The sequence below is a fragment of the Lysinibacillus fusiformis genome (assembly GCF_002845985.1).
GTDB lineage: Bacteria > Bacillota > Bacilli > Bacillales_A > Planococcaceae > Lysinibacillus > Lysinibacillus fusiformis_D.
Genome location: NZ_PDFK01000004.1, coordinates 79,742 through 92,220, shown reverse-complemented (window position 1 = coordinate 92,220; position 12,479 = coordinate 79,742). Strand labels below are relative to the sequence as shown.

Below are 12,479 nucleotides of genomic sequence, written 5' to 3'. Positions count from 1 at the left end.
AAGAGTCCTAATCAAACAGGGCTCTTCCTTTTGCTAATGGATCAAACGAATGAATCTCTGCATAGGGTCTGATGTCAGTATCATTTTTGCGCCTATATGGATTGAACCATATACCCTTGATCTTTGCATGCTGACAGCCGCCGATATCCTTTTCTAAGTCATCTCCAACGAATAATGCATTTTCTGGTTGCACTTGAAGCTTGTTTAAGGCAAGTTCAAAAATGCGCTTGTCAGGCTTGCTGTAGCCCACTTCCTCAGAAATAATGAGGAGATCGAAACAGCTAGTTAAATGAGTGTGCATGATTTTTGCTTTTTGTCTCTGAGCCGACCCGTTTGTGATAATGCCAACTTGTACATGCTTTTTGATAGAATAGATAATATTCAACGTATTTTGATTGATAGAAAAACAACAAGGAAACTGTCGATTCCAAAAGTCTTCGATTCAGTAATGTATCGTCTAAATCAAATAGCATCGCTTTCAACTAGCTGTGAATTTGTAAAAATTTATTAAAAATCATTTCAGCTTCGTAGATTTCTGAAAGTGAAATAGTTTTTTGAAGTTGCTATAAAGATTGTGAAGAAAGATATTGAAACGAACCAAAGCAGATTTGCTGAATAAGGTTACACAAAAGTTTTTAAACTTTCCCTCTAAAATTTTCAAGATATTGTTAGGCAGTAAATAAATGTCTCAAGTTGTAACCTCCAAAATATAATATTGTAAAAATATGGAATAATGGTATATTCAAATAGTAATGGGTTTTTTATGCAGATTAGAGGTGAATATATTTCCTTTATAATGAGGAAAATTCCATTACATTAAGATATTTAATTTACTATTTTCTCAAAAGTTTTATCCTTTACTCATTCTAGAGATTGAAAATTTACCGAGTTATAGTTGAATTAAGTGGAAAAACTATTAGTTGGAGGGAGAAGTTAAGATGAAAAAAAATAGCAAAGTAATAGCGGGAGTACTTTCCTTGGGTCTTTTAACAACTGGCGTGTTAAACGTACAAGCTCTTACAGAGCCCCGTAACATCAATGCGTCTGTTCCTGGTTTAAATCAATCATCAGCTGATGGATATCAACAGAAATCTATCTCAGATAAGGATGGATATTTATTTATTGATTCTATCTCTAACGAGAGTAAACTAGATGCAAGAGCAGAGACGGCAAAACTTACAAATACGGGTCCTTGGGTACGTTTATCTCATGTTAATAAGGGCTATCTATTAGAAAATTCAATTAAAAAAGATAAATATATACAAGCAAGATTCAGTTCTGATGTAACATCATTTTTACCTATCACCGTTACTGGAACATTCCAAGGTAACTAATTCACGGATTTTGTCAACCTGTTTAAACAGATTTAAAGACCATGAGGATTTTAAATCCACATGGTCTTTGTTAATAAGTAACCCTATTTAATCTATCTTTTTTAGAGTTGATACTATTAATTAGGGAAACTAGAATTTTGTAAAGTTACCGTTATTTTAGATGTTTGTTATTTTAAGTCGAAGAATAGGAGAGAGAGATGTTAAAACAACAAATAGGGGTTGAATTTAAGCAAATACTTACGTTTAATAGAGTTCTAACTTGGTTTCTTATTATTATTTTACCCGTATGGATACAATATTTAATAATCCATGAAGGCTATTACTTCACTGACAATATTGATCTCTATGGGCGTTTGCTCAATGGTATTGGAGCAATGATTTTTCCAATTTTAGTATTATTCGTTTTTGCAGATACAATCATTCATGAGAGAAATAATAATTATTTAACATATACCAAAATAAGAATAGATTTTAATATCTATTTGAACGCTAAAATCATAGTAAATGCACTTCTTTCATTTGGGGTTTCATTTTTGTATGCGTTTTTACCATTCCTCTTTGCTCAATATATAAACCCCCAATTTGCATTCATCACTAATATTGGAGATAGTGGGAATATGCCTGGTACGGTAACATTCGATCAACTCTTAGTTTACGGACCTTTTATGTATGGATTTATATACTCCCTCTGGGTAGGTATCAATGGAGTTTTATATGCTACTTTACCTTTAATCTTATGCTTGATCTTAGATAATTCCTTTGTTGCTTTATCGATACCATTTGTATGGTATCAAGCAATGAGCTTTGTTTCTGCTGTGTTAGGTATTTCGAAGTTTGCACCATTATATACAGTTTTTCCGTACTCTATAATGCAACAAGACTTATGGACTGTATTTGTACCATTTATGTTTTTATTAATAATTGTGATTGTGAGTTATGTATATCTTAAGAGAAGGAATTCGACAGAATGGTTATTTTGAGAAGTCTTATCAATGAGTTGCTGCAGTTAAGGTGGAATGTGTTGGGTTTCGTTATTTTTATTTATTGTTTTGGAATAAGAAGAACAATTATTGAAAGTTATGCACCTGTTAATGCTTGGGATCTACTAATAATATTACTAAGTGATGTTAACTTAATTATTTATTTCGTTTTACCATTCCTCTTATATTTCTATGTAACTTTTTTAGTAAAAGGCTTTGAATATCATATATTGATCAGATTAGGCTCATATAAAAAGTGGGTACTCATCGCTTCTAAGAAAATTTTATTGTATTTAACTTTGACGATTATAGTTTGGCTATTAGTGGCATTCATCATGAGTATAGGGCTTCCCTTTGCAAGTGAATGGAGTTCTGGAAGTAAATTATTCGAACCTACTGCCATTATGAGACAGTATTTTGATCTCCCTCTTCTTGCTCTTTTATATCAAATAGTTATGTTCGTTATTACGACATTTATTATTTTAATGTCGGTTACTACTATATATGTCTTTCTTCAGTCATGGAGATGGATAAGCTTTGTTGTTACGGTTCTATATATATTTTCTTTTGTATCCTGGAAACTTTTCCCTGAGTATTTAGCGAAATTGTCTTTATCAAACTATGTTGTTATGTTCCAAACATTAAATCTTTGGAATAACACATTAACTATCCCTTTAATAGCAATTGTTTCTCTTGGATTAATCTATTTAGCCGTGCAATTTAAAGATGGAAAACAAATAGTCAGCTTTACTTCTTTTCAGACGGGCATAGTAGTATACCTTTTTGTATTAGTATTAGGAACTTACTTTATGGCAGATACCCGAAGTAATACTGTAATTGATCTATTTCTCCTTAATTTTTTCGGTACATCATCTGAGGGTTATACTTTTTTGTCGTATTTGTATTACATAGTAATTTTCTTCGGCTTTTTATATTTGGCACAAATCTATTTAGCAAGTGAGTTTTCTGAGTTGAGCTACTACAAAATTATTCGCTACAACTCTATGTTTAAATGGATGGGCGAATGGTTGCGTAATATTTTATTAATGGCAATATTGTATTTGTTTTTTATATTTATATTGACTTTAACAGTGGCATATTTTAAGGGCATTGAATTTTCCTTTCGAGTGACAGTAGTGGAAGATATGAAATTTACTTCTTTGCTATATCACTTTTTTATCAATGGCTTTCTACAAATAAGCATTTACATTCTGCTGTCGATTACATTACAAATAGTTTCAAAGAGCAGTTCAACCAATTTGGTTACTATAGGCATCTTTATCGCATTATTATTCCCTGGTTATAAATACATTCCAGTGGGTTTAAATGGGTACAGCCATTTGATATATGGCACATCACCAATGATCGTATCATTGTATTTGATCCTTATAGTATTAGTTGAAGGGGTATGTATATTTTATTTACTTAACAAAAAATATATATTTGAGGGAGTATGACTATATATGAGCCTTATTGAAGTAAGAAATGTCAAAAAGTCCTATAAGGGCTTAACTATATTTCAAGATATAGATTTAACTATTGAAAAGGGGAAAATATATGGAATTGTAGGTCCTAACGGTTCTGGGAAATCTGTATTATTTAAGTTGATTTGTGGATTTGTTAGACCCGATCATGGTGAAATAGTAATCAGGGGAGAATATTTACATAAGGATATAACTTTTCCTAAGAACTTTGGAGTCATAATTGATAGGCCAGGATATTTAGGAAATAAAACGGGTTTTGAAAATCTAAAATCTCTGGCTATGATACAGAATAAAATTGATGATGAGCAAATCATTAAAACAATGGAATTAGTTGGACTTCAGCCCACAGCTGAACAGAAAGTACGGAAGTATTCACTAGGCATGAAGCAAAAGCTAGCTTTAGCACAAGCATTTATGGAAAATCAAGAAGTATTAATATTAGATGAACCATTTAATGCTTTAGATTTTGAAAGTGTAGAAAACTTACGTAGCCTCTTACTTAATTATAAAAAGGAAGGGAAAACAATTATTATGACCAGTCATAATCAAGAGGATATCGATCTTCTTTGTGATGAAGTTTATAGAATAAATAAATTTAAGTTAGAGAAGTTATAAAAGTAATATTATTAACAATTTAACTCAGAAGCTATAATTAGAAGGATCAACTTCTAAAAGCTATAAGTGAATAGAGGATCTTTCTCAAATAGCAATTGATTATAAGTGTCCAAAACATGATGAAGATTTTTACAGACTATGGTATTTTAATAAATTGAAGAAGCATTAGAAGCTCATTTAATTGATTAAATATTCTTATAAAAATTCCATACTTAGTTAGAAAGATTAACTCCATTTTGATCATTTTTTTCAAAATGGAGTTTTTGCATTTGCTGATAAATAAAGGATGAAGGGAATTTTTAAATCAAAAGCAATACTAGCTCCATATCCTTTCTTATTACTCATTAAGAGTGCTTCGTTTATGCTTTTCAGTAATAATTTTCTTATTGAGGATTTGCACCTTATCTACCATAAGCAAGCGCATATCTTCCACAATATACTTTGCTAGCTCTTCGTCCGATATATCATCTCCATTAAGATCAAGACGGAATTCCTGCCCTTGTATGCCACCTCCATTTGTAAACTCAATTTCAAAGTCAAAGACAACTCTTTTCTCCATTCAAATACCACCTTATCTCTTAGAATGCTATCAATATATTCTGTTTTTCACATGCGAATACCTTCGAGAAGCGACGTTTAGATAAAGAAGTATTCCTGCATGCACAAATGAGCCCCGTTTATTCAATCAAATATTCATTCATATTGCAAAAGAATAAAGGAATGGAAGGCTTTTTAAAAGGACAGACCTAAAGAAAAAGTTTTTTCCTTTTTCTTGTATTTGCCACTTGAAAATTAAAAAGTCATAGTGTACTATTTGACTAGTACACTATGACATGAGGTGTTGAGGTTGAAAAGTTTTGCAGGGCTTTTAAAAAAAGAATGGGTACTTTACCGATCATGGTTTCTAGTGGGGATATTTATTGGTCTCATGTTATCTTGGATCGTTCCCTATGTATTACATCAATATGTTGATCTCTTTGCGCATGAGAATCAACTAGCATTTGCCTTTACGATGCTCGTCCTTGCTCTAGGCGGATTTTATTCTGTCTTACAATTTTTAGCGACGCTGCGTTTGGATATTAAAGCAAAGGAGAGCTGGCTACATTCAACAAGCTCTATCACGAAGCTTATCGGTGCAAAGTTGGTTTGCTCGTTAATAGGCTATGTCCTCTTCAATACACTTTTTACGAGTATAGCCATCTACAATATTAAAGATGAACTGATTGTAAGTACTGGACAAATTTTATTGACTTTGGTATTAGTTGTTATTGTGTTAATGATTTTCCAATTAATGCTATTTATCCTTCTTTTATTCTTTTTAGCTTTTTATTTGCAGTTGAAGCGCGTAATAGGACGTTTTTCGATTGTGCTGACAATGGCTGCATTTTATTTAACGACAGCTGGTTGGGTGCGAATGACGGAAAGTGAGCTGTACCAAACGATCTTCCTCCGTGGAGAAGTTTCGCTTCGCCATATCGAACAGTACTTACCAAAAGGGAAAGAGATGACAATGGAATGGATGCTAGGTTCGTTTTATGTTGTCGAAGAAGTGGCAATGACATTATTCATGCTACTGCTCTTTTTAGCAGCATCCAAATGGCTTGAAAAGGTGGTATTACGATGACAATGGATTTTTCACGTGATAAACCGATTTATAGCCAGCTTGTCGATCGAATTTGTGGGGACATTTTGAAGGGAAAGTTACGGCTGGGAGATCGACTGCCGTCCGTTCGAGAATATGCAGTTGAAACAGGTGTGAATGTCAATACGGTGCAACGTGTCTATAAGGAGTTAGAGGCGATGAAGATAACGGAAACCAAACGAGGTCAGGGTACATTTATTACAAGCAATGAGGAACGCATTGAATTATTACGAGAAGAAATGAAAAATCAGCTAGCTGAAAACTTTTTAACATCGATTGAGGCATTAGGCTTTTCAAAGGAAGAAATGCTTGATGTTTTGAAAAATAAAGCGTGAGGTGAAGGGTATGTTAGAGCTATCAAATGTGTCTTTTCAATATAAGAAAAAGCCGATTTTACAGGATATATCCTTTTCCTTCCCGATTGGACAAATCATTGGGCTTGTAGGGGAAAATGGAAGTGGTAAATCTACGCTAATGAAAGTATTAGCAGGTTTATTACGACCTTCTGCCGGTAAAGTCACACTGAATGGCAAGCCTGTCACACGTAGAAGTGCGGACCAAATTGCTTATTTACCCGATACTGATTTGTTTTTTGAGTATTATACGGGCGAACAGCTATTCCAGTATTATGCCTCTCAATTTGAAGATTTTTCCTATGATAAGGCCTGTATTGTCGCACAATTTTTACAGGTGGATAAAAATACGAAGCTACGTCAATTATCAAAGGGTAATCGTGGTCGGATGAAAATGGCTGCTACGCTTGGTCGAGAGGTTCCTTTTTATGTCATGGATGAGCCATTTGCTGGGCTTGATCCCATTGTGAGAGAGCAGTTGATTAAGGGCTTAATTCAATTTACAGATATCGAAAATCAAACGATTTTGCTATCAACACATGAATTATATGAGGTAGAACCTATTTTAGATCAAATTATTTTATTGCAGGCGGGGTCCATCACGGCTTATGAAGAAGTTGAAACCTTACGCGATGTGGCGAATAAGGACGCAGTCGAGTGGATGAAGGGATTTTATCGTCAGTAAGCATTTTTAGCAGTGTTGCTTCAATAGCATCTACTGATTGAGGATATAGTCGCTGGCAGATGTCATAGATTTTGATCGTGGAAGGACAATCAAAATCGGGACGCCATTATGCCAAGGCGAAATGGATAAGAAAGGGTGAAAAAATATGACAGAACCAATTGTACAATTGCAAAATTTATCGAAAACAATTCGAGGCAAGCAATTAATTCAACAGTTAAACATTGATTTATATCCAGGGCAGATTACAGGATTTTTAGGACCGAATGGAGCGGGGAAAACAACGACCATACGAATGATGACCGGGCTGATGCATCCAACAGAGGGCAATGTCATTATTGATGGACTTTCCCTACAAGAGCATTATGAGGAAGCCATTAGTAAGGTTGGCGTAATTGTCGAAAATCCAGAGATGTATAAATTTATGTCAGGCTATAAAAATTTACTCCATTTTGCACGTATGCATAAAAATGTGACGAAAGAACGAATTCAAGAGGTCGTTCAACAGGTGGGTCTTGAAAACCGTATACATGAAAAGGTTTCTACGTATTCACTAGGGATGCGCCAACGACTAGGATTAGCGCAGGCGCTGCTACATCGACCGAAGTTTTTAATTTTAGATGAACCAACAAATGGCTTAGACCCTGCTGGTATTCGTGAGTTCCGTATGTACCTGCGCAAGATTGCTTCGGAAGATGGCGTATCCGTTTTTGTATCGAGTCATTTATTATCTGAAATTGAGTTAATGTGTGATCGCGTGGCAGTGATTCAAAATGGGCAACTCATTGACCTCCGTGATATTCACAATGAAAGCTCATCCTTTTATTATGTGGAGGCACAGCCAAAAGAACAGCTGTCTGCTCATTTTGAACAGCATGATTACCATTTCGTTGCTGAAAATGATGGCTATGTAGTGGAAATGAAGAAAGAGGATGTTCCAGCATTGACGACTCAATTAGTGCAAGCGGGTATGCAACTATTTGCTGTACAGCCACATCAAAAAACATTAGAGGATCAATTCTTAGAAATGACTGGAGGCGGACAAATTGCTGAAGCTAATTCAAAATGAGTGGATGAAATTATGGCATAAAAAGGGAACCTGGGCAATGGTGGCGATGCTCATTCTTGTTATTCTTGTTCCTGGTGCTATCATGAAATATTATGAAGTAAAATCAACAGATGAAGGCTCCTGGCAGGAGATCGAGCAGCAAGCAATCCAAGCGAACAAGGAGATGCTTGCAAGTGATGATTTAATGGAGGAAGATAAGGCCCGTTATGAAGAGCAAATCGCTATTTCTGAATATCGTTTAGCTAATGATGCGCCTAGTCAAAAGGATAATAGTCTTGCGAGCTTTATGTCCTTTACAAGTGGTATGCTCACACTTGTTACGTTATTTACGGTTATTACAGCGGCTAGTATTGTGTCGAGCGAATTTTCAACGGGTACGATTAAAATGCTGTTAACACGTCCGATGTCTCGTGCGAAAGTGTTAACGTCCAAACTACTGTCAACCTTCCTATTTGGTTTATTCTTATATGCTGTGAATGTGGTGGTAAGTGCTCTTGTGGGCTTGATCTTGTTTGGTATGGGAACAGGTGTCGAATTAGAAATCGTCAATGGTCAAGTAGTTGAAAAGGCTGTATGGGGGGATTTAGCGTATCATTATCTACTTTCTAGTGGTGATTTTGTTATGTCTACATTATTTGCCTTTTTAGTAGGTTCGGTGTTCCGTTCAAGCTCATTAGCGATTGGTTTAACGATGTTCCTCTCCTTTACAGGTGGCATGATTGTTATGTTCTTGAGTAGATACGACATTGTCAAATACATTTGGCTCACGCATTCAGATTTAACACAGTATGAACATGGTGGTGGCTCCATGATTGCGGATGTTACGATGCCTTTCTCTTTAACTGTGCTTGCTGTTTATGCATTCTTGTTCCTTGTGATTAGTTATACAACCTTTATGAAACGTGATATAACTGCATAATCTAAAATAAGAACTGTGCCCTAATTGAATTAGGGTGCGGTTTTTTTATTGGGCAACACGAAATATTAAAAAAGTATTTATTTTTTTTTGAATTGCGCCTATAATAATAGCAACTTAGTGAAAACGCTTTTTTTTTACTAAAGTGGTCTAGACAACTATACCAAAGGGGGATAAATAATGTTTGCTTTCTTACAAAAAATCGGTAAGTCTCTCATGTTTCCAATCGCTACATTACCAGCAGCAGCATTACTATTGCGTTTAGGTTCAGGGGATATGCTTGGAGCCGTACCGAATGAAGCAATCCAGTACATTGCTAGTATTATGGCCGCTTCGGGCAATGCTATACTTGGCAATTTACCAATCATTTTTGCGATTGGGATTGCGATGGGATTTGCACATGATAGCAGTGGGGGCGCAGCACTTGCAGGTGCGATTGCTCATCTTGTATTAGTGGCCGTTTTAGGAACTGTTAATGAAGAATTAAATATGGGTGTGTTTGGTGGTATTATTGCCGGTATTACGGCAGGCTTATTATATAACAAATATTATAATGTGAAATTTCCAGAATGGTTATCATTCTTTGGCGGACGGCGCTTTGTACCGATTATTACGTCCATTACCATGGCGATTTTAGCTAGTATTTTAGCGATTGTGTGGGGACCAATTCAAGGTGGTATTGATTCTGTCGGCAATTGGATGATTGGCGCAGGATCACTTGGTGTTGGAATGTATGGTTTCTTCAACCGTCTATTAATTCCAGTTGGTTTACACCATGTCATTAACACGGTCATTTGGTTTGATTTTGGTGAATTTACGAATGCTGCGGGCGAAGTGGTGAAAGGGGACATCCACCGTTTCTTAGCGGGAGACCCATCAGCTGGACATTTCCAAGCTGGTTTCTTCCCAATCATGATGTTTGGTTTACCAGCAGCATGTTTGGCGATGTACTTTGCAGCGAAAAAAGAAAAACGTCCTGTCGTTGGTGGGATGTTCTTTTCCATCGCTTTGACAGCTTTTTTAACAGGTGTTACAGAACCGATTGAGTTTTCATTTATGTTCTTATCACCAGTTCTATATGGTATTCATGCTGTACTAACAGGTATAGCACTCGCTGTGGCCTATATCGTTGGATTCCGTGATGGCTTTGGATTCTCGGCAGGTTTAATTGACTATTTATTAAACTTAGGTCTAGCAGATAAACCATTGCTCTTACTGCCTTTAGGCTTAGGCTTTGGTGCGATTTACTTTGTTGTATTCTATTTCTTAATCAAAAAATTAGACTTAAAAACACCTGGACGTGAAGACGACGAGGAAGAGGATGGAGAAGCAAATGCTGCCATTTCTGACGATGTTGATTTACGTGCCTACTATACAATTGAAGCATTAGGTGGAAAAGAAAATATTCAGCAAGTGGATTACTGTACAACTCGCTTACGACTGTCTGTACAGGATGCCAATGTTGTAGATGAAAAAACATTGAAGCAAACAGGTGCACGAGGGGTAATGCGCATTAGTAAAACGAATGTTCAAGTGATTATTGGTACATCTGTTGAGTTTTTAGCAGAGGCTATCAAAGATCGTTTGAAAAAAGGCAATCCAGCACCTACAAATACACAAGTGCCAACAGCACAGCCTGTAGTGCAAGAAGCAGTCAAAAATGAAACAACGAACTTCCATGATTTTGAAATGCCCATGACAGGTGATTTATTGCCATTATCAGAAGTGCCAGATGAGGCATTTTCGGCAGGGTTGATGGGTCCTGGGTTTGGTATTCGTCCAATGGATGGCACAGTTTATGCACCGTTTGATGGGGAAGTGGTGATGATTTTCCCAACGAAGCATGCGATTGGCTTGAAATCAGATGCAGGTCTGGAAGTATTAATTCATGTTGGTTTAGATACAGTCAAACTTGATGGTAAAGGCTTTGACCTGTTCGTCACGGATGGTCAAAAAATTCAGCGTGGAGATATGCTTTTAAAGGCTGATATCAATCAAATTAAAGACCAAGTACCTTCTGTGATCACACCAGTTGTTTTCACAAGTTTAATGGGTCAAGAGATTACACTCGGAAAATCTGGCTATCAACGAGCGGGCTCTACCAATATTATTGCAATGAAAAAGTAACAACAAATAGGGCTGTTTGCAAAAGCTACACATAGGAAATGGCAAATGGACACCTTTTCAACAGCCCTTGTTCAAGAAGAGGAGATGTTTTTCTTGAGTTTAATAATTCGGAACATCACAGTGGTCAACGCAAATGGTCGAGATGAGCAAGTGGATGTGTGGATGAAGGATGGCAAAATTGCACAAATTGCTACACAGCTCAATGTCAATCATGTGGAACAGCTAGATGGTTCAGGGAAATTTTTATTGCCTGGATTTATTGATATGCATATTCATGGGTCCGCTCAAATGGATACAATGGATGCCTCAGATGAGGGACTTCATATAATGGCACAATCGTTACTCAAAGAAGGTACGACAAGCTTTTTAGCAACAACTATGACACAAAGCTATGACAAAATTGAGCGGGCCATTGCCAATGTGGCACAGTTCCAGCCACAGTCAGATGAGGCGGAAATATTGGGGCTTCATATTGAAGGACCATTTGTTTCAAAAGAGCGGGCGGGAGCACAACCTCTTGACTATATTGTCCCGCTTGATATGGCTATATGGACAAAATGGCAGGAATTAAGTGGCCATAAAATTAAGCAAATTACGCTAGCACCAGAGGAAATGAATGGCATGGCAGCAGTGCAAAGCATTTCTGCAAGCGGTGTCATCGTATCGATTGGTCATTCAGATGCAACATTTGAGCAAATGCAAGAAGCGGTTCAATTAGGTGCTTCACAGGGGACACATTTATACAATCAAATGCGTCCATTCCATCATCGTGACCCAGGTGTCGTTGGTGGCGTCTTGTTGCTAGATGCCATCAAGGCTGAGCTCATTGTTGATTTTATTCATATACATGAAGGGGCAGTGGAAATGGCCTATCGGTTAAAGGGAGCAGACGGTCTTATATTAATTACTGATGCGATGCGCGCAAAGGGTATGCCATATGGAGCGTATGATTTAGGCGGCCAAATGGTTCATGTGACTGAAGCGGGCGCTCATTTATCAAACGGTGCTTTAGCGGGTAGTATTTTAAAAATGGATCAAGCTATACGAAATATGCGTCATATTACGAAATGTACAATGGAGGAGCTTGTGAAAATGTCAAGCTTCAATGCTGCTCAGCAATTGAAATTAACCAATAAAGGGCAGCTTGTGCAAGGCTATGATGCAGATGCTGTGATTATGGATGAACATTTAAAGCTTTATCAAACAATTAAGGCAGGCAAGGTCTTATATGATGCCATGCAATAGGCGATGACCGTTAACGTCAGAAGGCATGCAAA

Annotated in this window: 12 protein-coding genes and 1 pseudogene; 11 read left to right on the top strand and 2 right to left on the bottom strand. The window is 36.6% G+C overall.

Going from position 1 to position 12,479, the window contains the following annotated elements; translation table 11 throughout:
* Nucleotides 1–7 precede the first annotated feature (7 nt).
* Nucleotides 8–442: pseudogene (locus CRI88_RS15095) on the bottom strand (HAD family hydrolase); the annotation flags it as partial.
* 496 nt (nt 443–938) lie between these two features.
* Here CRI88_RS15095 and CRI88_RS15090 point away from each other — a divergent pair.
* The 4 genes from CRI88_RS15090 to CRI88_RS15075 all read left to right on the top strand — a co-directional run bounded on the left by CRI88_RS15090 (nt 939) and on the right by CRI88_RS15075 (nt 4,413).
* The gene (locus CRI88_RS15090) at nt 939–1,334 is read left to right on the top strand and encodes a hypothetical protein (protein WP_051891561.1); all 396 of its coding nucleotides are present in this window, start codon (nt 939–941) and stop codon (nt 1,332–1,334) included.
* A 197-nt stretch (nt 1,335–1,531) separates the two neighbouring features.
* Entirely contained in the window at nt 1,532–2,314 is a 783-nt protein-coding gene (locus CRI88_RS15085; protein WP_101966800.1) for an ABC transporter permease, read from the top strand.
* 41 nt (nt 2,315–2,355) lie between these two features.
* Nucleotides 2,356–3,771: a hypothetical protein gene (locus CRI88_RS15080; protein ID WP_145991320.1), complete on the top strand. Its 1,416-nt coding sequence runs from the start codon at nt 2,356–2,358 to the stop codon at nt 3,769–3,771.
* A gap of 6 nt (nt 3,772–3,777) precedes the next feature.
* Nucleotides 3,778–4,413, top strand: coding sequence for an ABC transporter ATP-binding protein (locus tag CRI88_RS15075; protein ID WP_089932440.1), 636 nt, complete (start codon nt 3,778–3,780; stop codon nt 4,411–4,413).
* Between the two features lie 337 nt (nt 4,414–4,750).
* On the opposite strand, the gene CRI88_RS15070 is transcribed toward CRI88_RS15075, so the two are convergent.
* Nucleotides 4,751–4,972, bottom strand: coding sequence for a hypothetical protein (locus CRI88_RS15070; RefSeq protein ID WP_036117191.1), 222 nt, complete (start codon nt 4,970–4,972; stop codon nt 4,751–4,753).
* A gap of 288 nt (nt 4,973–5,260) precedes the next feature.
* Between CRI88_RS15070 and CRI88_RS15065 the strand changes: the two genes are divergently transcribed.
* The 7 genes from CRI88_RS15065 to nagA all read left to right on the top strand — a co-directional run bounded on the left by CRI88_RS15065 (nt 5,261) and on the right by nagA (nt 12,447).
* The gene (locus CRI88_RS15065) at nt 5,261–6,037 is read left to right on the top strand and encodes a hypothetical protein (RefSeq protein WP_058843736.1); all 777 of its coding nucleotides are present in this window, start codon (nt 5,261–5,263) and stop codon (nt 6,035–6,037) included.
* Nucleotides 6,034–6,390: a GntR family transcriptional regulator gene (locus tag CRI88_RS15060; RefSeq protein WP_036117195.1), complete on the top strand. Its 357-nt coding sequence runs from the start codon at nt 6,034–6,036 to the stop codon at nt 6,388–6,390. The genes CRI88_RS15065 and CRI88_RS15060 overlap by 4 nt, the downstream gene beginning before the upstream one ends.
* Nucleotides 6,391–6,400: 10 nt before the next feature.
* A complete protein-coding gene (locus CRI88_RS15055; RefSeq protein ID WP_101966798.1) occupies nt 6,401–7,093 on the top strand; it encodes an ABC transporter ATP-binding protein in 693 nt (230 codons plus the stop codon).
* A gap of 145 nt (nt 7,094–7,238) precedes the next feature.
* Nucleotides 7,239–8,159 (top strand): ABC transporter ATP-binding protein, encoded by a 921-nt coding sequence (locus CRI88_RS15050; RefSeq protein WP_036117199.1) that lies wholly within the window; start codon nt 7,239–7,241, stop codon nt 8,157–8,159.
* Nucleotides 8,137–9,078 carry an ABC transporter permease gene (locus tag CRI88_RS15045; RefSeq protein WP_058843735.1) on the top strand — a complete coding sequence of 314 codons (942 nt, stop codon included), beginning with the start codon at nt 8,137–8,139 and terminating at the stop codon, nt 9,076–9,078. The genes CRI88_RS15050 and CRI88_RS15045 overlap by 23 nt, the downstream gene beginning before the upstream one ends.
* Before the next feature lie 177 nt (nt 9,079–9,255).
* A complete protein-coding gene (gene nagE / locus CRI88_RS15040; RefSeq protein WP_058843734.1) occupies nt 9,256–11,202 on the top strand; it encodes an N-acetylglucosamine-specific PTS transporter subunit IIBC in 1,947 nt (648 codons plus the stop codon).
* A gap of 93 nt (nt 11,203–11,295) precedes the next feature.
* On the top strand, nt 11,296–12,447 hold the full coding sequence (nagA, locus tag CRI88_RS15035; RefSeq protein WP_101966846.1) for an N-acetylglucosamine-6-phosphate deacetylase: 1,152 nt from the start codon (nt 11,296–11,298) through the stop codon (nt 12,445–12,447).
* Nucleotides 12,448–12,479 lie beyond the last annotated feature (32 nt).

Bases quoted from the DNA above. Each gene is read 5' to 3' on its own strand.
- CRI88_RS15085 (WP_101966800.1), top strand. From the start codon at position 1,532: ATGTTAAAACAACAAATAGGGGTTGAATTTAAGCAAATACTTACGTTT.
- CRI88_RS15050 (WP_036117199.1), top strand. From the start codon at position 7,239: ATGACAGAACCAATTGTACAATTGCAAAATTTATCGAAAACAATTCGA.
- CRI88_RS15060 (WP_036117195.1), top strand. From the start codon at position 6,034: ATGACAATGGATTTTTCACGTGATAAACCGATTTATAGCCAGCTTGTC.
- nagE (WP_058843734.1), top strand. From the start codon at position 9,256: ATGTTTGCTTTCTTACAAAAAATCGGTAAGTCTCTCATGTTTCCAATC.
- CRI88_RS15070 (WP_036117191.1), bottom strand. From the start codon at position 4,972: ATGGAGAAAAGAGTTGTCTTTGACTTTGAAATTGAGTTTACAAATGGA.
- CRI88_RS15075 (WP_089932440.1), top strand. From the start codon at position 3,778: ATGAGCCTTATTGAAGTAAGAAATGTCAAAAAGTCCTATAAGGGCTTA.
- CRI88_RS15055 (WP_101966798.1), top strand. From the start codon at position 6,401: ATGTTAGAGCTATCAAATGTGTCTTTTCAATATAAGAAAAAGCCGATT.
- CRI88_RS15090 (WP_051891561.1), top strand. From the start codon at position 939: ATGAAAAAAAATAGCAAAGTAATAGCGGGAGTACTTTCCTTGGGTCTT.